This window comes from Bacillus sp. FSL E2-8868 (genome assembly GCF_038005505.1).
Lineage (GTDB): Bacteria > Bacillota > Bacilli > Bacillales > Bacillaceae_G > Bacillus_A > Bacillus_A mycoides.
In genome coordinates this window covers 618775-642661 of record NZ_JBBOTI010000001.1, presented here as the reverse complement: position 1 = coordinate 642661, position 23887 = coordinate 618775, and the positions used below count along the sequence as shown (strand labels likewise).

The following is a 23887-nucleotide window of genomic DNA, read 5'->3' as shown; positions in this document are numbered from 1 at the left end:
CGATGCGATTTAGCCTTCACTTCATCATTTAATAATGAATTATATATCTTCTTTTTTGTTACAAGTCATAAAGAAAGCAGAATATTTATTCACAAGTCACCATTGCCCCCTTAAAGCAAGGTAATAAAAAAACTAGAAGCCCTTCATATTATTTTTTATTGAACGTGCGGAGTATCCCCTGATTCGTATAGTTCTTTCGCTTTTTCCTCCCCGAATGTAGTTAAAATATAATGTTGCTCTTCTACCGCATCCATCGCTCTAGTGGCTTTACAAACATTACCCTCTTGAGCATCCGAGAAAAAATTGTGATCTTCTACAATTTTACTAAAATCTTTTTTCGCCCATCTATCAGCAATTGCTACAAGCTCATTTTTCTTCGCAAAACTACTCTTATTTATGATTTTTTTTAATTTTTCAGCGTTATTTTGAATCATTGGGATGGATCCCGATTTTCGTTCTGCCACTACTTTTTGATGAGTCATGTGATACATCGCTGTAATGACTTCGCTTTCAGTAGAATTTTCAGTAACATACACATCAACAAAGACTCCATCTACCTCTCTACCTACTATCGTTGGGTCTTCTTTTTTATCTATTTGAGCACTCACTTCTTTATCTACTGGATTATCGGCAAGCTCTAACATTCCAAATGTAACTGCAACAGCAAGAACTCCCATAGCTGCTACTATTCCTAGCCAAGTTAATATTTTGTTTTTCATTTCCCTTCTCCCTCTGTATACCTATTTAATTACCTTAAAAAACTCACTTATATGTAATATTACTAAAAACAGGTTTTATTTTCCATAATATCAAACAACCCTTTTTATCTACCCAAATAATTTTGATAAAATCGATATCACTTCTCCCTCTTTTTCTCAACAAAATAAAAAGACCAACGAATTCTAAAATTCATTGGTCATTAAATAAAAGTTTATTGGTTTTAAAATTGATATCGAGTATAAATTTCAAGAATTATTAAGCTCTACTAAAACTTAAATCCCTTACTACTCTTCCTCTCAGCTAGCCTTATGTTCAAGTCTTAGCTTATCCGCAACCATTGCGATGAACTCGGAATTCGTAGGTTTTGCTTTTGACATGGATACAGTATAACCAAATAAGGACGAAATAGAATCAATATTCCCACGGCTCCAAGCTACTTCAATTGCGTGACGGATTGCGCGCTCGACACGGCTTGCTGTTGTATTATATTTCTTTGCAATATCTGGATATAATACTTTCGTAATAGATCCTAGTAATTCGATATCATTGTACACCATAGAGATTGCTTCTCGTAAGTACATGTACCCTTTAATATGAGCGGGTACACCAATTTCATGAATGATACTTGTAATACTCGCATCTAAGTTTTTCGGTTTTCCATCTATCGTTGTTGCTGATCGGAAAGATGGTAATGGACGTTTAATAGTAGCACTTTCCTTACCACTAACTTGACGAATATGACTTGTTAAATTCTCCATATCAAATGGTTTTAATATGAAATATGATGCCCCTAAATCAACCGCTTTTTTCGTCACATCTTCTTGTCCGAATGCTGTCAACATAATAACGCTAGGTTGTCTTAACCTTTCAATATGTCGCATTTTCTCTAGCACAGCTAGACCATCTAAATGTGGCATAATAATGTCTAAAACGAGTATATCAGGCTGCTTTTCTTTCAATAAGTTTAAACATTCTTGACCATTGTAAGCAATTCCGATAACTTCCATATCATCTTGGGCAGCAACATAACTCTCTAGCATCGATACCAATTCTTTATTATCATCCACAAGACATACTTTAATTTTCTCCACAGTTTTTCCTCCCTTACCGAATCGATTCTTCCGACATGTGTAAGCTTCTAGGCTACATGAATTGTTCGACAATTGTGTGAAAATTCCCTTTAAAGTTTCTTACTTTCCGATAAAATCACAAAAAAATATGTTTATCGTTCATTTTTTTACTTTCGCAACACATTCCATCATAGAATTACAGCGAAACGTTCAACCCTTTGCTTATATCTTACAACAAAAAACAGCTCTTGCGGAGCTTTTACAAAATTTCAACGAATTTTTCAAAAGAAAAGCGAGCTAATATGTATTAGCTCGCTTTTTTCTCTTGATCATAAATATTAATTCCAGCCTCATGTAACATCCATTCAATATGAACACCGTATCCTGACGTTGGATCATTTACAAATACATGTGTAACCGCACCAATTACTTTCCCATTTTGTACAATCGGACTTCCACTCATTCCTTGTACAATACCACCCGTTTTTGCTAGTAAACGTTTATCTGTCACTTTTATAACCATACCTTTTGTAGCCGGGAACTTTTGTGGTACCGTACTAACAACTTCAATATCAAACGCTTCCACCTTATCTTGATCAATAACTGTTAATATTTTCGCTGGCCCTTCTTTTACTTGATGGGATAATGCGATAGGCATTGCTTTATCCATTATGCCGTTTGTCATATCTGTGTTTAATTTCCCAAAAATACCATACGGGCTATTTATTGTAATATTACCAATCACTTCACGATCCGGTGAAAATCTTGCTAATTTTTCTCCCGGGTTCCCGTGACTTCCTCTTTCAATAGACGTTACTGTCGAACGCATAATTTGTCCATCTTCTACTTGAATTGGCTTTTTTGTATCATTATCGGAAATTACATGACCAAGCGCTCCATATTTCATAGAATCTGGATGTACAAATGTCATCGTTCCGATACCAGCTGCTGAATCACGAATATACAGTCCAATTCGGTAAGAGGATTCACCATTGTCTTTTTGTGGTGTTAGCTTAGCACGAATATATTTTCCATCTCTTAATAAAACAAGATTAAGCGGTTCACCTGTTTCTCCACTATTATGAATAAATGGTGCTACATCACTCATTCTTTCAATTGTTTTACCATTGATTTCAGTAATCATATCTCCAATCTGTACACCAGCTGTTTCACCAGGAGATACTTTACCCTTTTCAGTTTGAATTAAATGATGGCCTACAACAAGTACACCTTTTGTGTTCAATTTTACACCAATCGATTGTCCACCTGGAATAACTTTAAAATCTTTTAATACTTTCACATTTACTTTTTTCACTGGAAATCCAGCAAGTTGAAACACCATATCAGCTTCACCATTTTGGTGAGAATTTACCATAAGTTCTTGTTCATTTGAACTTACAGTAAACACATTACGATTTGTAGATGCAGCCTTAAAAACTGGTAATGATGCTATTTCTGATTGTTGTCCTTCAAAAACAACAAGTTGCTTCGGAGATGAAATAAACGTTCGAAGCGGTTTAAAACATCCAATAAAAACTAGAGAAACAAGGAGACAAAGACCTATTATTTTTCGAAATCTTTCTAATTTCAATTTGTTCACTCTCCTCGCTCCTACCCCACATTCAGCCTCTTGGCTTCACTTTTTAATCTCTCCTTGCAGCGCTTTATTTATAACCGGAAGAATTAAGAAATCGTCATTTGAGAAAAAAAAGCTATCCATTACTGGATAGCCTCTGCTGTCTGTTTGAAATGATGCGCTTGCGTAAGTAACTCTTTCGCATGCTCTGTCGTTAAATCTGTAATTTCAACACCAGAAATCATTCGAGCAATTTCTGTTACTTTTTCATCCGTACTTAACACAGTAACCGATGTAATCGTACGATCATTCGCCACTTGTTTTCTAATAAATAAATGAGAGTCCGCCATTGAAGCTACTTGAGGTAAGTGCGTAATACAAAGTACTTGCGAGTTTACTGATACACGATAAATTTTTTCCGCAATAGCCTGTGCAACCCGACCACTCACACCCGTATCCACTTCATCAAAAATAACAGATGCAACACCTTGATGCTTAGAAAAAATGCTTTTTAAAGCTAAAATAATACGAGATAACTCTCCGCCAGAAGCGACCTTTGAAAGTGGCTTTAACGGTTCACCCGGATTCGTTGAAATATAAAATTCCACATGATCGTAGCCATCCGCCGTAAGTTTTACCGGTGTTCCTTCCACGAGAGGTTCTTCTACATTTCCTACCCTCTTCATAATTCTCACTTCAAATTTCGTTTTTTCCATATATAGTTCTTTTAATTCTTGATGAATAGCGCTTGTAAGATGATCTGCAAGCTCATGACGCATAGTACTTAACAACGTTGCTTCTTTTACAATAACACCTTCTAATTTCGTTAACTGCTTTCTCGTCGTTTCAATATGTACGTCTTTATTTTCAATCGTAAAAATTTCTTGTTCAATTTTATCAGCATACGCTAAAATCTCTTCTACAGTATTTCCATACTTTCTCTTTAACATACGGATTTCATTCAAACGTGTTTCAATTTCATCTAGACGTTTCGGATCATATTCCATCATATCTAATTTTTCTCTAAGCTGATATGCAACTTCTTCTAATAAGTAATAACTATTCGCAATAGAATCATGATTTTCTTGATACGCTTCATCTAAGTGCGTAATACTCTCCATTTGTCCCATTGCATTTCTTACGTGATCCAATCCCTGTCCGTCTCCACTTAACGAACGATACGCATCTCCTAATGCTTTATAAATCTTTTCAAAATTGGAGATTTTTAATCGTTCCTCAGTCAATTCATATTCTTCATCCATTTTTAAATCCGCCTTACGAATTTCTTCATGTTGGAATTGAATTAAATCTAGACGATGGGCCATTTGTTGTTCATTTTCACTTAAAGATTTCAGCTGTTTTTTTAACTTCTCATAGTCTGTATATACATTTTGATATATGCCCAATTGTTTAACAATGCGATTTCCATCAAAATGATCAAGCATAAACATATGACGTTCTTCATTCATTAAATCTTGTGTTTCATGCTGTCCATGAATATCAACTAGCGTTTTTCCAATCTCTTTTAATATGCTGAGTGTAACAAGTTTCCCATTTACACGACAGACACTTTTTCCGTTCGCAGCGATGTCACGCTTCAAAATAATCATGCCATCTTCTATTTCTATATCTAACTCTTCTGCCTTTGCGATACATGGATGCTTGTCATCTTCTACATAGAATAAGCCTTCTATCTCAGCCTTTTCTGTTCCATATCGAACAAATTCTGCTGAACCACGGCCACCAACAAGCAAACTAATTGCATCAATAATAATGGATTTTCCAGCTCCTGTTTCACCACTTAAAACGGTTAAACCTTTTTGAAAAGAAATATTTAATGCCTCAATAATAGCAAAGTTTCTGATCGATAATTCCGATAACAATGCCCCATTCACCTCGTTATAAACTAATCCCCTATTAAGGGCTTTTCTCAGTATTCTTCATTCAAATAGTTATACTATATGTTTGTATGTATAAATTACTCTTCTAACCCGCTCCATTGTACCAAACATTCGTTTTACGGGTCAATCCACCTATTTTCTAACTTCATTCAAAAAAAATAATGTATTGTATTTGAAAATCCGTATTTTTCGCCAATAAAAATATCTTGTTTACTTTCCACTTTACAGAGGAAAGTAAACAAGATTTTTCTGTTAAAGCATATTTAAGAAACGATCAGAGACAACACCTGTATCTTCAGGTGTACGGCAAATAATTAAGCAAGTATCATCACCACAAATGGTTCCGACGATCTCATCCCACTCTAAATGATCAATGAGTGCCCCAAGTGAATGAGCGTTACCAGGCAATGTTTTTAGCACAAGCATATGTCCTGCCGTGTCTAATTTTACAAATGAATCCACTAGATTTCGTTTTAATTTTTGCAACGGATTAAATCGTTGATCTGCTGGCAAGCTATATTTATAGCGGCCATCATGTAATGGCACCTTCACTAAGTGCAGTTCTTTAATATCGCGCGATACTGTTGCTTGCGTTACATTAAACCCCACATTACGTAAAATATCAACTAGTTCATCTTGTGTTTCAATTTCTTTGTTAGCAATAATTTCCCTGATTTTAATATGGCGCTGACCTTTATTCATACATTTGCACCTCACACTATCTCTTACCATAGTTTAAACATTGGTATACTTCATTTATTTATGTTACCGTATAATCCATTACTTGTACACAATTGTTTTTACAATCATTATACGATTACAACAAAAAGAGGAACAACATATGTTATTCCCCTTTCCCTTTTTGTTTTAGAACATCATGTGCTTCTGTAACAACTTGCTCAATAGAAACCGGAGAATGATTTTCGCCATTCTCACGCTCACCGTGCCACTTTAGATGAATTAAAAATTCAATATTTCCATCCCCGCCTGTAATTGGTGAGAATGTTAAACCTTCGATATTATAGCCTTCCTTAAGAGCAAAATCGACAATCATTTCCACGACAGCTTCATGTACTTTTCTATCACGAACAATGCCTTTTTTCCCGACTTGTTCTCGTCCAGCTTCAAACTGAGGTTTAATCAATGCAGCTACATCACCATTTGGCATAAGCATTGTTTTTAAAACCGGCAATATAAGCCTTAATGATATAAATGAAACATCAATACTTGCAAACTGCGGTAAACCACGCTCTAAATCTGCCGGTGTCACGTAACGGAAGTTCGTTCGTTCCATCACAACAACACGCTCATCTTGACGCAATTTCCACGCAAGTTGATTATATCCTACATCTAATGCGTAGGATAACTTCGCCCCATTTTGAAGCGCACAGTCTGTAAAACCACCAGTTGATGAACCAATATCTATCATAACCTTATCTTGTAAATCAAGTTGAAATGTTTCTAATGCCTTTTCAAGCTTATAACCACCACGGCTTACATACGGCATGACTTGCCCTTTCACCGTAATCTCCGTATCTTGTGAGATTTTCTCCCCTGGCTTATCGAGTCTCATTTCATTCGCATATACAAGACCTGCCATAACAGCACGTTTAGCCTTCTCACGCGTTTCTATAAGTCCTCGCTCTACTAATAGTACATCTACTCTTTCTTTTTTTACGCTCATTTGTTACGCCCTTTTTTGTTTTGATGGAATCATTGTATGAATACGGTCTACAACAGCATCTGTTGTTAAACCAATTTCTTCTAACAGTTTTGTTACACTACCATGCTCTATGAAGCGATCAGGAATACCCATTCGTTCAATTAAAGCACTATGGTATCCGTTCTCAGAAGCAAATTCAACTACTCCCGTTCCAAAGCCACCGATTAAACAAGCCTCTTCAATCGTTAAAATCGGTATATTTTTCCCTAAAAGATCATGTAAATATGCTTCGTCCATCGGCTTAATAAAGCGAGCATTCACTACTTTCACTGATACTCCAGCTTGTTCAAGACGCTCAGCTGCTTCCATTGCCATCGGGATTGTCGTACCAAACGTTAAAATTGCTGCTTGTGTGCCTTCTTTTAACGTTTCCCATGTACCGATTGGAATCGCCTTTAATTCTTCATCCATTTGAACGCCAAGTCCATTTCCGCGTGCATAACGTAAAGCAATCGGTCCATCTTCGTATTGCATCGCTGTATATACTAAATGTTGACCTTCATTTTCATCTTTCGGCATCATAAGCACCATATTCGGCAAGTGACGTAAAAACGCGATGTCAAATACACCTTGATGCGTTTCACCGTCTGCTCCTACTAATCCAGAGCGATCTATTCCAATGAAAACATTTAAATTTTGGCGACAAATATCATGAACAACTTGGTCGTATGCTCTTTGTAAAAATGTTGAATAAATTGCTAAGAACGGCTTCATCCCTTGTGTTGCCATACCAGCTGCCATTGTTGTAGCATGCTGCTCTGCAATACCTACATCAATCATGCGATCCGGAAATTCTTTTTGGAATTTCTCAAGTTTCGATCCAACAGGCATTGCAGGCGTAATTGCAACGATACGTTCATCCGTTCTCGCTAGCTTAAGCACTGTTTCACTAACAACAGCACTCCATGCTGGTGCAACTTCTTTCGGTTTAACGAAGTCACCTGACTCAATTTTATACGATCCTGTTCCATGCCAAGTTCCAATAACGTCACTTTCAGCTGGTTTATAACCTTTTCCTTTTTTCGTAATAACATGAACAAGTACTGGGCCTTTTGTTTTCTTTGCATATTGCAACGTTTCGAATAACTTTTCATAATCATGCCCATCGACCGGACCTAAATATGTAAAGCCTAATTCTTCAAAAAAGACGCCTGATACTAGTAAATATTTTAGACTATCTTTTATTTTCTCTGCTGTCGCAGCAACTTTCCCGCCGACTGCTGGGATTTTCTTCAATATATACTCTAGTTCATCTTTTACCCAATGGTACTTCCCTGCGGTACGTAAACGACCAAGTACATTATGAAGTGCACCGACGTTTGGTGCAATTGACATTTCATTGTCATTCAAAATAACAATCATGTCCGTTTTTTCATGCCCAATGTGGTTCAATGCCTCTAAAGCCATTCCGCCTGTTAATGCACCATCGCCAATGATTGGTATAACGTATTCTTCCGTTTTCTTTAAATCACGTGCTAGAGCCATTCCCATTGCAGCAGATAACGACGTTGAACTATGACCAGTTTCCCAAACATCATGCTCACTCTCGCAGCGTTTTGGAAAACCACATAGACCTTGGTATTGCCTTAATGTGCCGAATTCTTTCGCACGCCCTGTTAAAATTTTATGTACATAGGATTGATGTCCTACGTCCCATAAAAACTTATCTTTCGGACTATCAAATAATTTATGCAGAGCAATTGTGAGTTCTACTACACCTAAATTAGGTGCAATATGTCCACCTGTTTGAGAGAGCTCTTCAATTAAAAACTTACGAATATCCTCACTCAACCCCTCTAGTTCACTGATAGACATATCTTTCAAAAAACTAGGGTTTTGAATTTGCGTTAGATCCACATGGATCACTCACTTTCATTTCATAATCTGTCAACATGTCAAATATTATAAGAAACATTTACACAACACAAGAAATTATCTTTTCTATTCTTTTTATCTTGTCCTGCTTTCAGAAAACACTTCCATTTTTTCACTTATCATATTATACATCATATTTCTTTACGTGATGAAAAAAATAGCCGCTAACACGAAGTGATAACGGCAATGTAATCTACATATATTTTTGCCAATAACAAGAAAAGAAAAACCTTTCCTACATTTATATCATAAAATGATGAATGACTCAACAAATGGAAACGCTGTTATATTAGTTATTACGTTTTGCGATTAAATCACAAATAGATAGTAAATATTCATCTTGTAATTGTAAGGAGCTAATAGAATCTTTTGCTTTTGCAATTTTCTCCTCTAAAATAGATTTTGCTCTATCTACAGTAAATAACGTCGTATATGTGCTCTTCTCGTTGGAAGCATCACTACCAATCGGTTTTCCAATCTCTTCTTCTGTTCCTTCTACATCCAAAATATCATCTCTAATTTGGAAAGCTAGACCGATATATTTCGCAAATGCAAGTAACTTCTCTTCTTGCTCTTCTGTAGCATCAGAAAGTATCGCGCCTGCAAGTACAGCAAACTCAAGCAGTTTACCTGTCTTATGATTATGAATGTACTCTAATTCATTAATTGTAAGTCGTTTTCCTTCAGCTTCCATATCTGCCACTTGTCCAGCAACCATTCCTTCAGGTCCTGCTGCTTTCGCAAGCTCAAGTACAAGTCTTACTTTTTTTTCAGCAGAGATTTCTTTTTGCTCATATGCCATAATAACTTGAAAAGCATATGTCAACAAACCATCTCCCGCTAAAACTGCCATTGCTTCACCAAATACTTTATGATTTGTAGGCTTTCCTCGTCTTAGATCATCATCATCCATACAAGGTAAATCATCATGAATTAACGAATATGTATGAATCATTTCAAGGGCACAAGCTGCACCCACTCCAAGATTTCTTTCTTTCCCAAACGCTTGTAACGTTGCAAATAAAAGTAACGGGCGGAGACGTTTCCCACCCGCTTCCAAAGAATATGCCATCGCTTCACGAAGCACATTTGGACATTGTAATTCATTTGCATAGCTTACAAGCTTTTCTTCTACGAAAGTTTTACTCTCTTTCAAAAAAGCATCAAAAGCTATATGTGTCACTATGCTTCATCTCCTAAAGCAGTAAACGGTTTAAGCTCTCCATCTTCCCCAAGGATAACTGCCATTTGTTCTTGTACATCTTTCAATTTCTCATCACAAAGCTTAGATAATTCCATGCCTTCCTTAAAATAAGAAATTGCTTCCTCTAAAGGTACATCACCTTGTTCAAGCTTAGAAACGAGATGCTCAAGCTGCGAAATTGCTTCTTCAAAGCTTAACTTATTTTCCATTATTCAATTCACGCTCCTCTATGCTTGATACGCTACAATCTAGTATTCCATCTTGTAATTGAACCGAAACAGCATCTCCAAGGCTAACATCTTTCACGCTTTTTAATACTTGTTTCTCTTCATCGTATACAAGCCCATACCCTCTCATCATTACTTTAAGCGGGCTTAATACCTCAAGCTTTTGAGCCGCTCTCACAAATACGAACTCCTTCGTTTGAAGTAATGTTTGCATTTCACGTTGCAACTGCTTTTGCAACGTTTCAATTGCCGTTTTCGTTTGTATAATTTTTTGAGATGGGTGGTGCTTTTCTAAATAAAATGAAAGTTGCTTTAATTGATTTACTTTTTTATCTATATAACGCTCTTTCGCTAAAACAAGTTGTTCAAGAGCCCTGTCTAACTGCTCTTCTTTTTGCTCGTACACTTGCCTTGGATAACGGAACGCATAAGATTTTTGTAACACTTGCAGTTTTTCTTCTTTTTTATGTACTCTCTCTCTCATTGCTCTTTGCAATCTCAGAGTTCTTTGTAATACCTTTTCTTGTAACTCTATAGTATTAGGTACCGCCAGCTCAGCTGCTGCAGTCGGTGTTGGTGCACGTAAATCCGCGACAAAATCTGCGATTGTAAAATCTGTTTCATGGCCTACAGCCGAAATAATCGGAATCTCACTTGTGAAAATTTCTCTTGCAACTACTTCCTCATTAAAGGCCCATAATTCTTCAATAGAGCCTCCACCACGTCCAACAATTAAAACATCAATATCTCCCATTTCATTCGCTGTACGAATTGCTTGTACAATCGAGGGAGCTGCTGACTCCCCTTGTACAAGTACAGGAAACACAATAACATTTCCAATTGGATAACGACGTTTAATTGTTGTTATAATATCGCGAATTGCTGCTCCTGTTGGCGACGTGATTACACCTATTGTTTTAGCATACGGAGGAATTATTTTTTTATAAACTTGAGAAAACAAACCCTCTTCCTCTAAACGAACTTTTAATTGCTCATAAGCTAAATGCAAGTTTCCAATTCCGTCAGGCTGCATGTCTTGAATATAAATTTGATAAGAACCACTCGCCTCATAAACAGAAATCTTTCCTTTTACAAGTACTTTCATTCCATTTTCCGGCCTGAATTTAATGTTACGATTATGACCCGCAAACATAACCGCTGCAATTCTTGCATTTTCATCTTTCAATGTAAAATACATATGACCACGACTATGATATTTAAAGTTGGAAATTTCTCCTTTTAACCAAACAGACTGTAAATGCGGATCATACTCTATTTTTGTTTTAATATAGCGTGTTAATGCTGTAACGGTTAAATATTGTTTCTCCATTTCTCTCTCCTCATAGCCGATTCAAATTATTGACAAACAACACCTGCACGCTTTGCAGACTCCACAGTGTTGTGAAGAAGCATTGTAATAGTCATTGGGCCGACTCCTTTTGGCACAGGCGTAATGTAACCTGCAACGTCTAATACATTGTCAAAATCAACATCACCACAAAGTTTGCCTGTTTCTAAACGGTTAACACCAACATCAATTACAACCGCACCCTCTTTAATATAGTCAGCTGTTACCATTTTCGGTCGTCCAACGGCTACGATTAAAATATCAGCTAACTTCGATAATTCTTTTATATTTTGCGTCTTAGAATGACAATATGTGACAGTTGCATTTTCATTTAAAAACAGTTGCCCCACTGGTTTACCAACAATATTACTTCTTCCAATTACAACAACATGCTTTCCAGAAATATCAAGATTCGTTTCTTTTACTAATTCTAAAATGCCATGCGGTGTACATGGAAGGAATGTGTCTTGTCCCGTCATCATACGTCCTACGCTGATTGGGTGAAATCCATCTACATCCTTTTCCGGTGAAATTCTTTCAATGATAGCTTTTTCTTCAATATGTTTTGGTAAAGGTAATTGTACCAATATGCCATTAATGCGGTCGTCTCCATTTAAGCGATCGATTTCAGCAAGCAAACGCTCCTCAGTAATCGTTTCAGGAAGTTCAATTAGCTCTGAATAGATTCCTACTTGCTCACAGCCTTTTTCTTTTCCTTTTACATAAGAACGAGATGCTGGATCTTCTCCAACTAAAATAACTGCTAATCCTGGTACAATCCCTTGCTCTTTTAACTTCACAACTTTTTCTTTTAATTGTGCTCGTTTTTTCTCCGCAACTTCATTTCCTTTGATGATTACTGCTACCATTTTAAGTTTCCCCCTTAAAGAAATTACAGTGTATCTTTTATATTAGATAAAACGCCGTTAATAAAACGACGAGATTCCTCATCCCCAAATGTTTTTGCGATTTCAATTGCTTCGTTAATTGTTACATTGTGCGGAATTTCTTCCATGTATTTCATCTCACACACAGCTACACGTAAAATACTGCGATCAACAATACTAATACGCTCAAGCTTCCACTTTTTTAAATTTTGACGAATTGCTGCGTCAATTTCTTCTTTGTTGTCTACAAATCCTACAACAAGTGATTCTAGAAACTCATTTGTTTCTTCGCCTTCATCTAGCGTATTTTCCACCGCTACTTTCGGTTCTAATTCACCTGTAATATCCATTTGGTATAATGCTTGCATTGCTCTTTCTCTAGCCGTCCTACGTTTCATTGTAACTCTCCTTTATACTTCAAGTCTTTCCTTATGTTTTGTTATATTATTATAATTTATAAGCCGTCAATTCACTTACTCTTGCAGTTTTCATTGATTTTCCAACCTTATAATACAATGATAATAACACAATTTATCGTTTCACACACGGGGTACAAGGCTGAAAAATAATAAAAAGATTAACTTCAAGTTCCATATCTTATCACAATGTACGTTTTTTGGAAAAATGAAACATACCGTTTTATTTTTCTTTTTTTTTGAAATAGTATAATAATTAGAGGGTTTTAATTTGTGAAGAAATGAAACGATAAAAAAGATGCCTATTTTACTAGGCACCTTTTTCCACTCTTACACTGGTTCGATTTCTGTTTTTTGTGTTTCGAATGTTACGCCAACGATGTGAACGTTCACTTCTTTTGGCTCAAGTCCTGTCATTGTAAAGAGTGCTTGGCGAATATTGTCTTGAATTTTTTGTGCAACAACCGGAATCGCTACACCAAAATACATCACAACGTAAAGGTCAACAATAATATCTTCGTTTGCTAATTCAACCTTTACACCTTTACCATGATTTTTCTTACCTAACTTCTCAACAACATCTGTAGCAAAATTACCACGCATTGCCGCTACACCTTCTACTTCAGCAGCTGCAATACCTGCAATTACTTCGATTACTTCTGGTGCAATTTCTACTTTTCCAAGAGTTGTATCTTGACCCATATCTAACATATGTTCAGCCATGAAAAAAACCTCCTTTAATGTATCACTGCGTCACAAGTTCATGCTCTTCCAAAAATTTCGTGTTAAACTCACCTTTTACAAAATCAGGATGCTCTAGCAATTGCAAATGGAACGGGATTGTTGTATGTACGCCTTCAATGACAAACTCACTGAGCGCTCGCTTCATTTTTGCAATTGCCTCTTCACGTGTTTTTCCGTGAACAATTAATTTAGCAACCATCGAATCATAGAAAGGTGGTATTGAATATCCCGGATATACAGCTGAATCGACGCGAATACCAAATCCGCCTGGTGGTAAGTACATTTCTACTTTACCTGGAGATGGCATAAATTTTTTGGCAGGGTTTTCCGCATTAATTCGACATTCCATTGCCCAACCATTAAATTGTACTTCTTCTTGCTGTAACGATAACTTTTCTCCAGAAGCAACAAGAATTTGTTCTTTAATTAAATCCATCCCTGTTACCATTTCAGTAACTGGATGTTCAACTTGGATTCTCGTATTCATCTCCATGAAATAAAAGCTTTTCGTTTTATATTCATAAATAAACTCAACCGTACCAGCACCTGTATAATCAACCGCTACCGCCGCTTTAACTGCTGCCTCACCCATTTGCTTGCGAATATTCTCATCAAGTGCAGGTGATGGACTTTCTTCTAATAGTTTTTGCAGACGGCGCTGAATTGTACAATCACGCTCTCCTAAATGAATGGCATTTCCATGTGTATCTGCCATTATTTGAATCTCAACATGGCGGAAATCTTCAACGTACTTCTCCAAGTATACACCAGGGTTCCCAAAAGCGGTACTGGCTTCTTGCTGTGTAATTTGAATTCCTTTTACAAGCTCTTCTTCATGGCGCGCAACACGAATACCTTTTCCGCCGCCACCTGCAGTCGCTTTAATGATAACTGGATATCCAAGTTGATTAGCAAGCTCGATCGCTTCTTCGGTATTTTTAATAATCCCTTGTGAACCTGGTACAATCGGAACCCCTGCTTCTTTCATTGTATCACGTGCAACGTCTTTTGTGCCCATCTTTGAAATGGCTTCTGGGCTTGGACCGATAAAAATCAAGTTACACTCACGGCATAATTCTGCAAAATCTGCATTCTCTGCTAAAAATCCATATCCCGGATGAATTGCATCACAACCTGTTAATTTCGCAACACTAATAATGTTCGTCAAATTTAAATAGCTTTCTTTTGAAATCGTTGGTCCAACACAATACGCTTCATCTGCAATTTGCACATGAAGTGACTCTTTGTCTGCTTCTGAATAAATTGCAACTGTTTCAATATCCATTTCTTTACAAGCACGAATAATTCGTACAGCAATTTCCCCACGATTGGCTATTAATACTTTTTTTATCATCACAAAGACTCCCTTATTACGCTTTTACAAGAAATAGCGGTTGTCCATACTCAACAAGCTGTCCGTTATTAACAAGAATCTCAACAATTTCGCCCTCTACATCTGCGTCAATTTCGTTAAATAATTTCATAGCTTCAACAATACATACGATAGAATCTTTCGATACTCTGTCCCCAACACTTACATATTGAGGTGTATCAGGCGAAGAAGAGGAATAAAATGTCCCTACCATCGGTGATGTGATTTTATGTAGGTTTTCATCTTGAACAACTTTCTTCTCTTCTTGTTTTGGCGCTTCTACTTGCGCTGCCGCTACTGCTGTTTCTACTTCGACAGATGCTGCTGGCTGTACTACCTGTTTCGTTACCGGTGCTTGCACAGTAACTACTTCATTACCACGTTTTTTCATTTTGATTGTTGTACCGTCTTTTTTGTATTCAAATTCATCAATATTAGAGCTATCAATTAATTTAATTAATTCACGAACTTCTTGAATTTTAAACATGTAAAATCCACTCCCATACTCTTGTTTGTCCCGTTTTTACAGATTGGCATCAAACTGATTTACTGTAAAAATACGATGTATTCTATTAGAAAATTTATTCCTATGACATTTACTAATAGAAATATTTACTATTCCCATCTTACGCTAAATTTTTTAAACATTCCAATTTATATTTCTTTATTATAAATCGAAACTCCTGTAAAAATATTATTCCACCAAAAAATTATTACCTAGTAATAATACCAAGTTTCACACAAAATTGGCAAGACCACTTCCTAAAAAACATTCTTTACTTTTTCAAAACTGCAAAGTGTAAAAACGTAATTCCCTCAGCATTCTTCATTTTATCCACGGTAAAAAAACATATTTTTACCAAATATTATTTTTTTGTTTACGTGCCGTTCATTCTTCCTTCATAAAAGAATAGTATGTTCAAAGTGTAGCAAATTTATTGTAGTGAGGTGCGGACATATGATATGGCTCATCCTGTTCTTGCCTGCCGTAGTGATTTGGACATTGGTCCTCTTCATTCACGTCAAATCTGGAAAAACTAATCACCATCATCACGAACCATTAATCTTTTACTCACAGCGTATTTCCCCGTTTCCAATTGAAAATACTAAATACAACTGCAAAGATGAAATAGAAAAAAGCTATCGAAAACGATAGCTTTTTTCTATTATTCTTTTATCTAATTTGAAGCAGCAACACCTATTATAATTCCAATTTATTTTACTGATGGATCAAATTTCACACCTACATCTTTTGAACCACCTTCACTTCTTACGAGCTGAATAATTTTATTCGCTTCTTTTTGTGAATGCTTTGCCGATTTAACTGTTACTTTAATGTCTGTTCCATCAGCTCTTACAAGAGCATCCTTATATCCGCCTTGAGATTTAATCACTGTCTCAAGTAATTGTTGCTTCGTTTCCATCGTAGTGATTGCATCAAGATTATCTTTCGCTTTACTCTTTTCTTCTGCTGAAGATTTTGATGACTTCATTACATTTTGTAACTTTTCTTTCTCTACACTACGCTGATCTTCCATTTGCATACGTAGCGCTGTAAAATTCTCATCGCTTGATTGAACTGTTACGCTAGCCTCTTTTTTACTTGTTTCTTTTTTGTCATTCTCTTTCTTGTCTGTTTCTTTATTTGTAGTTTCCTTGCTTGTATTTTCTTTTGTTGTCTCTTTATTTGTAGTTTCTTTCGTTGTTTCTTTTGTAACTGCTTTATCAACACCTTGCTTTTCTTGTCCCATCTTTTCACCCGTTGCCGGTGCTGCTGTATTCATTTTATCAGGAGTTGTTACGTAATAAACAGATAGTACAACCACTAAACTTAACATCGTTAATAGCCAAACCGTTTGTTTTTTTAACACTTTATTTCCTCCCTATCAATTTTTCGGTGATACTGAAACGCGATGAGCTGGTACATCTAATAATCGCGTCACAGCTTCTTTTACCATTGCTTTTATTTGTATATTATCCACTCCCTTTGCTACGACCAGAACACCTCGTACTTTCGGTTTCTCTGTTCGCAAAACAATTGGAGTTTCTTTATCACCTTCACGTATAATGACTGTCTTTTCATCAAGAGACTCGTCTTCTACTTCCCTTTTCCCGCCTGCTTTATCAGTTTCACCTGTCGTTTGTGAACGTTTTACTGTATTTTTCTCGAGTATTTTTTCTTCAGATGAATCTAAGTTCACTTTAATAGTTACATCTTTTACTCCGGCTATCTCTTCTAAAGAAGCTTTCAATTCTTGTTCATACGCTTTTTCGTATTTTTCTACATTTGACATATTATCATTGTTTTTTTGACCGAAAGTTGGTACATCTTTATCTTGGCTTTGACTTGTCTTTTCTTTAAACACAGGCACTTCTTCTTTTTTAGGTGATAAGAAATTACTAGAAAACATAAGCGCAATCCCAAGTATGAGTAGGACAAGCAAAAACTTAGGTGTTACCTTTTTCCCCTTCTCATTACTTTCTTTTCCATCCCCATTTAATAGGTTTCGAAAAAATGAGAACCTCGAATTTTTATCTTTATTGTCCATTTACGCTACCTGTCCTCCCTTCCATCTGAACTTGGATTTGTTTATCCTCTAGTTGCCACCTGCTTGAAAAGAAATCTTTCATTTCTACATTCGTTTCTTCTATTTTTTTTGGAGGTTCTTTCATATTAATTTCAATTGGCTTTACTGTTTCGATTGCATCATTTTTACTACGTTCTTTTTCTTTCAACGTCACAACAACAGATTGAATATCTTTCGCTGACTTTACTTCTTCTGCATGTTCCACTGCGACTATTTGTATTTCAGAGACTGTCATACCATACTTTTTCTCAAACTCTTTTCCTACGTCTTTTTTCATTTTGGTAGCCATCTCTTCTAAACTATATGCACGTGTTAGAGCTTGTATTTCTTTTTTCTTCGAATCTATCGAATTTTTTACAGATCCATCTGCTACGTACTTTTCCTCATTGAAATTTGCGATAACTTCATTTACATCTGTTTGTAACAACTTAAATAGAGGCGTTAAAATTAATACGACTAACAATAGACTTACAACGAATTTAACGTACTTTTGCAAATTTGAATTTGGAAGAATAAGATGAAGCATTGTCGCTAAGAGTAAAAAAACGATAATATTTCTAATCCACTCTGTAACAAATTGCATACTCTTCACCTCCTACCGCATCATGAGAGTAATGTTCCCGGCAGCAATAATAATTGTGATACTTAAAAAGAACATAAATGATACGATAGCTAAGCAAGCAAATACATAAATGATACTTCGTCCAATGATATCTAAACATTGAATAATTGCTCCTCCGCCTACTGGTTGCAATACTGCTGCTGCGAATTTATAAATAAACGCGATACAAAAAATTTGAATCGCTGGGAAAGCGACAATTAAGCATAAAATAACGAGCCCGATAATTCCGACTGTGTTTTTTAATAATCCAGATGCACTAATAACAGTATCCGCCGCCTCAGTAAACATCCTTCCTACTACAGGAATGAAATTTCCTGTTACAAATTTAGCCGTTTTCACAGCTATACCATCAGCAACGGCTGACGCTGTTCCCTGTACAGATAATACGCCTAAAAAAACCGTCAAAAAGATACCAATAATCCCAACACTAACGTTTTGCAAAAGCTTGGACAATTTCGTAACTTTATATTGATCACTCATCGTGCTTACAATACTTAATATAGTTGCAAGTAATAAAAGTGGTAGAACGATATAGTTCATAAGAAGCCCACTCGTATTCATTAAGAAAATGATGATTGGATGAAAAAATGATACAGAAACAACACCGCCGCCTGTTGCTACGAGTGCAAGTAAAATTGGTAATAACGCTAGTATAAAATCTACCATTGTTTGTATCGTCTCTCTTGCATATGTCATAACGACATAAAAACTATTTAAAGCGAAAATAATAAGTACCATGTATACGACTGCATCAGCGATTTTACTCACGCTACTCTTTGAAAAAGCAGATTGCAACGATTGCAACAATGCACTGAAAATCGTGAGCATAATGAGCGTTCCGAGTAACTTTCCATTTGCAACAAGCTCATGAAATAAATATTTTAGTAGACCTATCATCCACTCTTTTATGGAGAACTCTTTTTCTCCCTTTACAAACTCCATAAAGCTTCCTTTTTGACTCTCTGGTAAATAGCCTCCATACTTTGTAACAAGCCCGTCCCAAAATTGCTTCACATCTTCAATTCCGAGCTTATCCAATTGTTGATCAACGACGTTTGTTTCTATAGGAGAAGCTTGTACAACAATCGGTAAAGAAAAGAAAAGGAAGCAAGCAAATAATAGCTTAGCTCCAAACTTCCTCAACATTCACTCCCCCTTATCCCGTAGGTAAAAAACCGAGAATTGTTTCAATTACAACCGTCAAAATAGGAATTGCCATGACGAGAATTAAGATTTTCCCAGCTAATTCAATTTTCGAAGCGATTGCACCTTGACCAGCATCCTTTGTAATTTGCGCACCAAACTCAGCGATATAAGCAATCCCTATAATTTTCAATAACGTTTCTACATATACGTTGCTAACCTTCGCTTCACTCGCCACTCTCTCAATCATTTGTAAAATAGAATGAATTTGATCGATTAAGAGAAGAAACATCATGCTACCAATGAACACAATAAATAACGATGTAATACTAGACTTATGCTGATTTAAAACAGCAGCTAAAAATGTAGCAACGAGGCCTAATCCGACAATTTGTATAATTTCGATTCGAACCGCCTCCTTTACTGGAAGAGAAAGACACTTTTAATCTTGTCGAATAGAGTATTAATTAAAAATGCAACATGAAACAAAATAACGACAAAACCGACAAGGATAACCCAATTTGCAATATCCTCTCGCTTTAATTCTTTTAGTACAGTATGAATGAAAGCTAAAACAATGCCGATTCCGGCGATTTGAAATATTAATCCAACATCAATGGACATCGCCTTTCTCCCCCCTATAGCAGTAAAATTACGATAAGTAGCCCTGCTAGTACCCCTAAACTCTTTATCATTTTTTCATATTGTAGTTGTAATGCTTTCGCTTCTCCTTCTTCTCTCTCCAAATGTGTAATACATAAGCGAATATGTTTTTGCTGTGATTCACGATCATGTTGTCCAAGTGTTTCACCAAATTGTTGTAAGATTTCATACTCGGTTTGTTTAAACGCCGTTAACGTCCAGTTCTCCTTCAAACTATCAATCCAAGCTTCTCTAACTGTTTGCTCCCCGTCCTCTAGCCGTTTCGAAAAGCTTTGAAATATCCAATTTAACGGCTTCGGCATTTGTTTGACTAAACGCTCTGCAGCCTCAGATAACGGCGTGTGTCCATACATAATTTCAGCTTCTAATGATTGCAATGCTGCCTTCAATAACCTAAGTTGCCGCGGTCTCTCACTGTACCTTTTAGCGTATGAAAATCCGAAAAAAGTGCTAACAGCAACTATTAATACCGCACCAAATATTTTCACCATACGCCTTGAACCTTTCTATGGGATAATACTGGTTTTCCATCTCTATCTTTCACTTGCATAACTGTTCCTGGCCCTCTCGCTTTTGATAATTCCACAAACCTATCAAATACACCAAGTTCCAGCACCGCCTGTAACGATGGACGTTTCACAACATCATCATAAGAAAATCCATGTGCACTTATAAAAAGCTGAACACCTGCATGTACCGCCTCCATAATCGCTTCACTATCTTCTTTACGTCCAATTTCATCTACGATTAATATGTCTGGGCTCATAGAACGAATCATCATCATCATTCCTTCAGCTTTTGGACAAGCGTCTAATACATCTACTCGCACGCCAAAGTCATATTGCGGGATTCCTTTCACACAGCCCGCAATTTCTGATCGTTCATCAACAATCCCCACTTTACATGAAGGAATTTTCGAAGCACTTACACCTTGACTCATACAGCGTGCTACATCTCTTAAAAGTGTTGTTTTCCCCGTTTGCGGTGGGCCAATTACCATCGTGTTTAACCATCGCGATTCATAAAGATATGGCAGAAGCGGCTCAGCAATCCCTATTTTTTGACGGGCAATACGAATATTAAAAGAAGAGACATCTCGAATCATTTTCACTGCGCTTTTTTCTGTAATGACTTTTCCAGCTAGGCCAATTCTATGTCCTCCTCGTAGTGTCACATATCCACGTTTCAATTCCTCTTCCATCGTATAAATTGAGAATTGACTTAATTTATTCAATAAATGGATTGCATCTTCCGCTGTAGCGATATAGTCATAGAAAAACACTTCTCCATGTGCAATACACTCTAGTGGCCTTCCAATTCGAACGCGAATTTCCTCTAGAGTATCGTATTGTTTACAGCCTTCAACTAACTGTCTCATCGCTTTCGGTAAAACTTCTAATACTTCTTTCATAAGCTTCTCCCCACTATACTCGACTTACTATTTCAACAACGCGATAAAAATGCAGCCAATTCCAAGCGCTAGAAAAAAGAGTTTCAAGAAAGAAATCTCACTTGCTACACTCGCTATGCCAATTGTCATTGTTAAAATTAATACGGTCGGTCCAACAAACGCCAACATACCATTTATAAACAATGCTTTCTTCGCATCATTCACGTAAAGCATAAGCAGAGCGGCGAATATTTCCGCGCTTCCTGAAAACAACCGAAGTAATCCCATAACAAGCACGGATGTTTCCATTGCCGCTAGCCACTGTTTCATTCTCCCACCTTCTCCCATAACAGTTACTACTTCCTTATTCTGAAAAAGAATATATTTGTACAACCATATGCAGAGGTTGTCTATTTCAGAAGTAAAAACATAATTTTTCTCTATCGACTTAACCTAAAACTGAATATTCTAATTAATTTATGGTATATTTAATAGAAAAGGAGCATAGATGATGAAGCAAGTTACTTTATTACCGCTCGATTTACGATATGCAAATGTGATTTTTGAGCTATCAAGCAATCCACATGTAAAAAATGCATTAGGGCTAAAAGTAGAATCAGTGGAAGATACAAAAACATTCATTCTTTTTGCAATTGAAGAGGAACGAAAAAAGCACTCCTTATCAAGAGTGATTGTAAATGAAGAAAATGAAATAATTGGCCTCACCACACTTAAACATATTAATTATGAGAAAAAGCAATCTCACATTGGCAGTTGGATCGGCTATCCATACTGGGGAAAAGGATATAACGAGGCCGCTAAAAAAGAAATCTTTAAAGTTGCTTTCTTAGACTTACAACTCACATACGTATTCGCCGGTGCTAAAACGAATAACATTCGCTCTTTAAAAGCACAAGAGAAACTATCTTACATTTCATTACATGTGGAAAAACAATTTCCAGACGTACACGCTGCACTTGAGAAAGAAGTAAAGTCACCTTGCTCACTACATGTCGTATCACGCAAGAATTTTTCAAATTGGCTGGACGTACAAAATGAGGGGGGAAAATATGAAAGCATTAAAAATTAGTTTAACAATTGTAGTAGAATTAGCTATTATTTATCTTTTTTCAAAAATGGTCGGCTGGTCATTTTTGGAGAGCTTTTTCCTTGGCAGTCTAGCAATATTTGCAATTACAGAATTTATGATACGGGAAAGCCCACGCAGGACTTTAGTCCGTCTTTAGACATGGGATGAAAGCATCGTTTTTGCATAGCAAAACATGGTATACTTTATTTATAGTCATGCAAAAGACTCTAAAACGACTGTTCTCTGAAAACAGAATACATATGAGGTTGGGGTAGCAAATTCTTCTACTCCGTAAAATGTATTAAGTCGTCATGCAAAAGACGTAAAAACATTTGAGAACCAACAATCTGTACGGTATGGTCACAGTACCGTAGCCCACGAACCTATATGGTCTGTTGTGGGAGTGGTGATGGCACACCGCAATCTTGCACGTCAGCGATACCAGAAATGGACTTCGCCTTTGGTAGCAAGAATCCCACTGACGTTAGTCAGCTGGTACACTTTAGGGGTGGGAGTGTCAAGTGGTTAATTATTATGAGTAACTTTAGAAATAACAATATGGATCATGTAACGAATAAAACTTTTACCGGTATTGAAACTGGTGAAATACGCCCGTTTCAAATTGTTTTGACTCCATATATTATGGGTACCCTTTCACTCGTCACAGTTAGTTTTGTTATAACTGCAATTTACTATCTTCCCTACTTCCTATAAAAAAAGCACTCGTGATAATCACGAGTGCTTTTCTACTATGCACGAGAAACGTATTTACCTTCACCAGTGTTGATGATAAGCATTTCGCCTTCGTTAATGAAGATTGGTACTTGTACAACAAGACCAGTTTCTAATTTAGCTGGTTTTGTTACGTTAGAAGCTGTGTCACCTTTAATACCAGGTTCTGTTTCTGACACTGTTAATTCAACTGTGTTCGGAAGCTCAACACCAAGTACTTCATCTTGGTATGTCATAATAGATACTCCCATGTTTTCTTTTAAGAATTTTAATTCGCGCTCGATTTGGTTTTCGCCAAGTTCGATTTGCTCATAAGTTTCGTTATCCATAAATACGTGAGACTCACCGCTCGCGTATAAGTATTGCATACGACGGTTTTCGATGTGTGCTTTTTCTACTTTTTCACCTGCACGGAATGTTTTCTCTTGAACAGATCCTGTGCGAAGGTTACGTAGTTTAGAGCGAACGAATGCAGCACCTTTACCTGGCTTTACGTGTTGGAAATCCATTACTTGCCAAAGGGCATTGTCCACTGAAATTGTTAAACCTGTACGAAAATCGTTTACTGAAATCATGTAAAAAAATCCTCCTGTGTA

General features: G+C 36.5%; 28 protein-coding genes and 1 pseudogene. 4 read left to right on the top strand and 25 right to left on the bottom strand.

The features are described from left to right. Nucleotides 1-155: 155 nt before the first annotated feature. The 15 genes from NSS74_RS03510 to accB form a co-directional block, all read right to left on the bottom strand. The gene (locus tag NSS74_RS03510) at nucleotides 156-719 is read right to left on the bottom strand and encodes a PRK06770 family protein (protein ID WP_002033955.1); all 564 of its coding nucleotides are present in this window, start codon (nucleotides 717-719) and stop codon (nucleotides 156-158) included. Between the two features lie 297 nt (nucleotides 720-1016). Beyond that, the gene (gene spo0A, locus NSS74_RS03505; protein WP_002015081.1) at nucleotides 1017-1811 is read right to left on the bottom strand and encodes a sporulation transcription factor Spo0A; all 795 of its coding nucleotides are present in this window, start codon (nucleotides 1809-1811) and stop codon (nucleotides 1017-1019) included. 286 nt (nucleotides 1812-2097) lie between these two features. Next, on the bottom strand, nucleotides 2098-3390 hold the full coding sequence (gene spoIVB, locus NSS74_RS03500) for a SpoIVB peptidase (RefSeq protein WP_002015079.1): 1293 nt from the start codon (nucleotides 3388-3390) through the stop codon (nucleotides 2098-2100). A 119-nt stretch (nucleotides 3391-3509) separates the two neighbouring features. Next, the gene (gene recN, locus NSS74_RS03495; protein ID WP_002088564.1) at nucleotides 3510-5249 is read right to left on the bottom strand and encodes a DNA repair protein RecN; all 1740 of its coding nucleotides are present in this window, start codon (nucleotides 5247-5249) and stop codon (nucleotides 3510-3512) included. Nucleotides 5250-5519: 270 nt separating this feature from the next. Then, entirely contained in the window at nucleotides 5520-5969 is a 450-nt protein-coding gene (argR, locus tag NSS74_RS03490) for an arginine repressor ArgR (RefSeq protein WP_002015076.1), read from the bottom strand. Between the two features lie 142 nt (nucleotides 5970-6111). Next, on the bottom strand, nucleotides 6112-6951 hold the full coding sequence (locus NSS74_RS03485) for a TlyA family RNA methyltransferase (protein WP_002015074.1): 840 nt from the start codon (nucleotides 6949-6951) through the stop codon (nucleotides 6112-6114). 3 nt (nucleotides 6952-6954) lie between these two features. After that, nucleotides 6955-8847 carry a 1-deoxy-D-xylulose-5-phosphate synthase gene (gene dxs, locus NSS74_RS03480; RefSeq protein ID WP_002143098.1) on the bottom strand — a complete coding sequence of 631 codons (1893 nt, stop codon included), beginning with the start codon at nucleotides 8845-8847 and terminating at the stop codon, nucleotides 6955-6957. 307 nt (nucleotides 8848-9154) lie between these two features. Further along, the gene (gene ispA, locus NSS74_RS03475) at nucleotides 9155-10048 is read right to left on the bottom strand and encodes a (2E,6E)-farnesyl diphosphate synthase (protein ID WP_002015072.1); all 894 of its coding nucleotides are present in this window, start codon (nucleotides 10046-10048) and stop codon (nucleotides 9155-9157) included. Further along, complete coding sequence (gene xseB / locus NSS74_RS03470) at nucleotides 10048-10278, bottom strand: exodeoxyribonuclease VII small subunit (protein WP_000428422.1); 231 nt, start codon at nucleotides 10276-10278, stop codon at nucleotides 10048-10050. Before xseB ends, ispA begins: the two co-directional genes overlap by 1 nt. Further along, on the bottom strand, nucleotides 10268-11626 hold the full coding sequence (gene xseA, locus NSS74_RS03465) for an exodeoxyribonuclease VII large subunit (RefSeq protein WP_002015068.1): 1359 nt from the start codon (nucleotides 11624-11626) through the stop codon (nucleotides 10268-10270). Before xseA ends, xseB begins: the two co-directional genes overlap by 11 nt. Nucleotides 11627-11652: 26 nt before the next feature. Continuing rightward, nucleotides 11653-12513 carry a bifunctional methylenetetrahydrofolate dehydrogenase/methenyltetrahydrofolate cyclohydrolase FolD gene (gene folD, locus NSS74_RS03460; protein WP_002067081.1) on the bottom strand — a complete coding sequence of 287 codons (861 nt, stop codon included), beginning with the start codon at nucleotides 12511-12513 and terminating at the stop codon, nucleotides 11653-11655. Nucleotides 12514-12536: 23 nt separating this feature from the next. Beyond that, the gene (gene nusB, locus NSS74_RS03455; protein ID WP_002067080.1) at nucleotides 12537-12929 is read right to left on the bottom strand and encodes a N utilization substance protein NusB; all 393 of its coding nucleotides are present in this window, start codon (nucleotides 12927-12929) and stop codon (nucleotides 12537-12539) included. A gap of 348 nt (nucleotides 12930-13277) precedes the next feature. Further along, entirely contained in the window at nucleotides 13278-13670 is a 393-nt protein-coding gene (locus NSS74_RS03450; RefSeq protein ID WP_000807630.1) for an Asp23/Gls24 family envelope stress response protein, read from the bottom strand. Nucleotides 13671-13692: 22 nt separating this feature from the next. Continuing rightward, on the bottom strand, nucleotides 13693-15045 hold the full coding sequence (accC, locus tag NSS74_RS03445; protein ID WP_002015065.1) for an acetyl-CoA carboxylase biotin carboxylase subunit: 1353 nt from the start codon (nucleotides 15043-15045) through the stop codon (nucleotides 13693-13695). Nucleotides 15046-15061: 16 nt separating this feature from the next. Next, nucleotides 15062-15550 (bottom strand): acetyl-CoA carboxylase biotin carboxyl carrier protein, encoded by a 489-nt coding sequence (gene accB, locus NSS74_RS03440; protein WP_002033941.1) that lies wholly within the window; start codon nucleotides 15548-15550, stop codon nucleotides 15062-15064. 471 nt (nucleotides 15551-16021) lie between these two features. Here accB and NSS74_RS03435 point away from each other — a divergent pair, with 471 nt between their 5' ends. Continuing rightward, nucleotides 16022-16219: a hypothetical protein gene (locus NSS74_RS03435; protein ID WP_012261697.1), complete on the top strand. Its 198-nt coding sequence runs from the start codon at nucleotides 16022-16024 to the stop codon at nucleotides 16217-16219. A 58-nt stretch (nucleotides 16220-16277) separates the two neighbouring features. Here the strand turns inward: NSS74_RS03435 and NSS74_RS03430 are convergent, their stop codons facing one another. Genes NSS74_RS03430 through NSS74_RS03390 form a run of 9 tightly spaced genes read right to left on the bottom strand, consistent with a single transcriptional unit; the run spans nucleotide 16278 to nucleotide 21799 of the window. Then, nucleotides 16278-16934 (bottom strand): SpoIIIAH-like family protein, encoded by a 657-nt coding sequence (locus tag NSS74_RS03430; protein ID WP_002015062.1) that lies wholly within the window; start codon nucleotides 16932-16934, stop codon nucleotides 16278-16280. A 15-nt stretch (nucleotides 16935-16949) separates the two neighbouring features. Continuing rightward, complete coding sequence (gene spoIIIAG, locus NSS74_RS03425) at nucleotides 16950-17612, bottom strand: stage III sporulation protein AG (protein WP_002088572.1); 663 nt, start codon at nucleotides 17610-17612, stop codon at nucleotides 16950-16952. Next, nucleotides 17602-18234, bottom strand: a complete 633-nt coding sequence (gene spoIIIAF / locus NSS74_RS03420; protein WP_002015059.1) for a stage III sporulation protein AF — start codon at nucleotides 18232-18234, stop codon at nucleotides 17602-17604. The genes spoIIIAG and spoIIIAF overlap by 11 nt, the downstream gene beginning before the upstream one ends. A 12-nt stretch (nucleotides 18235-18246) precedes the next feature. Then, complete coding sequence (spoIIIAE, locus tag NSS74_RS03415; RefSeq protein WP_002067101.1) at nucleotides 18247-19419, bottom strand: stage III sporulation protein AE; 1173 nt, start codon at nucleotides 19417-19419, stop codon at nucleotides 18247-18249. Nucleotides 19420-19429: 10 nt separating this feature from the next. Next, complete coding sequence (spoIIIAD, locus tag NSS74_RS03410; protein ID WP_078172833.1) at nucleotides 19430-19813, bottom strand: stage III sporulation protein AD; 384 nt, start codon at nucleotides 19811-19813, stop codon at nucleotides 19430-19432. 23 nt (nucleotides 19814-19836) lie between these two features. Next, complete coding sequence (spoIIIAC, locus tag NSS74_RS03405; RefSeq protein ID WP_000020914.1) at nucleotides 19837-20040, bottom strand: stage III sporulation protein AC; 204 nt, start codon at nucleotides 20038-20040, stop codon at nucleotides 19837-19839. Nucleotides 20041-20054: 14 nt separating this feature from the next. Continuing rightward, complete coding sequence (spoIIIAB, locus tag NSS74_RS03400; RefSeq protein ID WP_002088574.1) at nucleotides 20055-20570, bottom strand: stage III sporulation protein SpoIIIAB; 516 nt, start codon at nucleotides 20568-20570, stop codon at nucleotides 20055-20057. Continuing rightward, nucleotides 20564-21490 carry a stage III sporulation protein AA gene (gene spoIIIAA / locus NSS74_RS03395; protein WP_002143102.1) on the bottom strand — a complete coding sequence of 309 codons (927 nt, stop codon included), beginning with the start codon at nucleotides 21488-21490 and terminating at the stop codon, nucleotides 20564-20566. Before spoIIIAA ends, spoIIIAB begins: the two co-directional genes overlap by 7 nt. Nucleotides 21491-21517: 27 nt before the next feature. Next, nucleotides 21518-21799, bottom strand: a complete 282-nt coding sequence (locus NSS74_RS03390) for a YqhV family protein (protein WP_000816054.1) — start codon at nucleotides 21797-21799, stop codon at nucleotides 21518-21520. A 178-nt stretch (nucleotides 21800-21977) separates the two neighbouring features. Between NSS74_RS03390 and NSS74_RS03385 the strand changes: the two genes are divergently transcribed. From NSS74_RS03385 to NSS74_RS03375, 3 genes and pseudogenes are all read left to right on the top strand, one after another. Next, nucleotides 21978-22559: a GNAT family N-acetyltransferase gene (locus tag NSS74_RS03385; RefSeq protein WP_002143103.1), complete on the top strand. Its 582-nt coding sequence runs from the start codon at nucleotides 21978-21980 to the stop codon at nucleotides 22557-22559. Then, nucleotides 22540-22716 carry a hypothetical protein gene (locus tag NSS74_RS03380; RefSeq protein ID WP_002143105.1) on the top strand — a complete coding sequence of 59 codons (177 nt, stop codon included), beginning with the start codon at nucleotides 22540-22542 and terminating at the stop codon, nucleotides 22714-22716. The genes NSS74_RS03385 and NSS74_RS03380 overlap by 20 nt, the downstream gene beginning before the upstream one ends. Nucleotides 22717-23072: 356 nt before the next feature. Next, nucleotides 23073-23273: pseudogene (locus NSS74_RS03375) on the top strand (hypothetical protein); the annotation flags it as partial. Between the two features lie 35 nt (nucleotides 23274-23308). Here the strand turns inward: NSS74_RS03375 and efp are convergent. Beyond that, nucleotides 23309-23866: an elongation factor P gene (gene efp / locus NSS74_RS03370; protein WP_002033989.1), complete on the bottom strand. Its 558-nt coding sequence runs from the start codon at nucleotides 23864-23866 to the stop codon at nucleotides 23309-23311. Between the last annotated feature and the right edge of the window lie 21 nt (nucleotides 23867-23887).

Bases quoted from the DNA above. Each gene is read 5' to 3' on its own strand.
- NSS74_RS03380 (WP_002143105.1), top strand. From the start codon at position 22,540: ATGAAAGCATTAAAAATTAGTTTAACAATTGTAGTAGAATTAGCTATT.
- argR (WP_002015076.1), bottom strand. From the start codon at position 5,969: ATGAATAAAGGTCAGCGCCATATTAAAATCAGGGAAATTATTGCTAAC.
- spoIIIAC (WP_000020914.1), bottom strand. From the start codon at position 20,040: ATGTCCATTGATGTTGGATTAATATTTCAAATCGCCGGAATCGGCATT.
- NSS74_RS03510 (WP_002033955.1), bottom strand. From the start codon at position 719: ATGAAAAACAAAATATTAACTTGGCTAGGAATAGTAGCAGCTATGGGA.
- spoIIIAE (WP_002067101.1), bottom strand. From the start codon at position 19,419: ATGTTGAGGAAGTTTGGAGCTAAGCTATTATTTGCTTGCTTCCTTTTC.
- spoIIIAG (WP_002088572.1), bottom strand. From the start codon at position 17,612: ATGGACAATAAAGATAAAAATTCGAGGTTCTCATTTTTTCGAAACCTA.
- NSS74_RS03485 (WP_002015074.1), bottom strand. From the start codon at position 6,951: ATGAGCGTAAAAAAAGAAAGAGTAGATGTACTATTAGTAGAGCGAGGA.
- xseB (WP_000428422.1), bottom strand. From the start codon at position 10,278: ATGGAAAATAAGTTAAGCTTTGAAGAAGCAATTTCGCAGCTTGAGCAT.
- accB (WP_002033941.1), bottom strand. From the start codon at position 15,550: ATGTTTAAAATTCAAGAAGTTCGTGAATTAATTAAATTAATTGATAGC.
- accC (WP_002015065.1), bottom strand. From the start codon at position 15,045: ATGATAAAAAAAGTATTAATAGCCAATCGTGGGGAAATTGCTGTACGA.
- spoIIIAF (WP_002015059.1), bottom strand. From the start codon at position 18,234: ATGCAATTTGTTACAGAGTGGATTAGAAATATTATCGTTTTTTTACTC.
- spoIIIAA (WP_002143102.1), bottom strand. From the start codon at position 21,490: ATGAAAGAAGTATTAGAAGTTTTACCGAAAGCGATGAGACAGTTAGTT.
- efp (WP_002033989.1), bottom strand. From the start codon at position 23,866: ATGATTTCAGTAAACGATTTTCGTACAGGTTTAACAATTTCAGTGGAC.
- spoIIIAB (WP_002088574.1), bottom strand. From the start codon at position 20,570: ATGGTGAAAATATTTGGTGCGGTATTAATAGTTGCTGTTAGCACTTTT.
- NSS74_RS03435 (WP_012261697.1), top strand. From the start codon at position 16,022: ATGATATGGCTCATCCTGTTCTTGCCTGCCGTAGTGATTTGGACATTG.
- nusB (WP_002067080.1), bottom strand. From the start codon at position 12,929: ATGAAACGTAGGACGGCTAGAGAAAGAGCAATGCAAGCATTATACCAA.
- NSS74_RS03450 (WP_000807630.1), bottom strand. From the start codon at position 13,670: ATGGCTGAACATATGTTAGATATGGGTCAAGATACAACTCTTGGAAAA.
- folD (WP_002067081.1), bottom strand. From the start codon at position 12,513: ATGGTAGCAGTAATCATCAAAGGAAATGAAGTTGCGGAGAAAAAACGA.
- NSS74_RS03385 (WP_002143103.1), top strand. From the start codon at position 21,978: ATGATGAAGCAAGTTACTTTATTACCGCTCGATTTACGATATGCAAAT.
- NSS74_RS03390 (WP_000816054.1), bottom strand. From the start codon at position 21,799: ATGAAACAGTGGCTAGCGGCAATGGAAACATCCGTGCTTGTTATGGGA.
- xseA (WP_002015068.1), bottom strand. From the start codon at position 11,626: ATGGAGAAACAATATTTAACCGTTACAGCATTAACACGCTATATTAAA.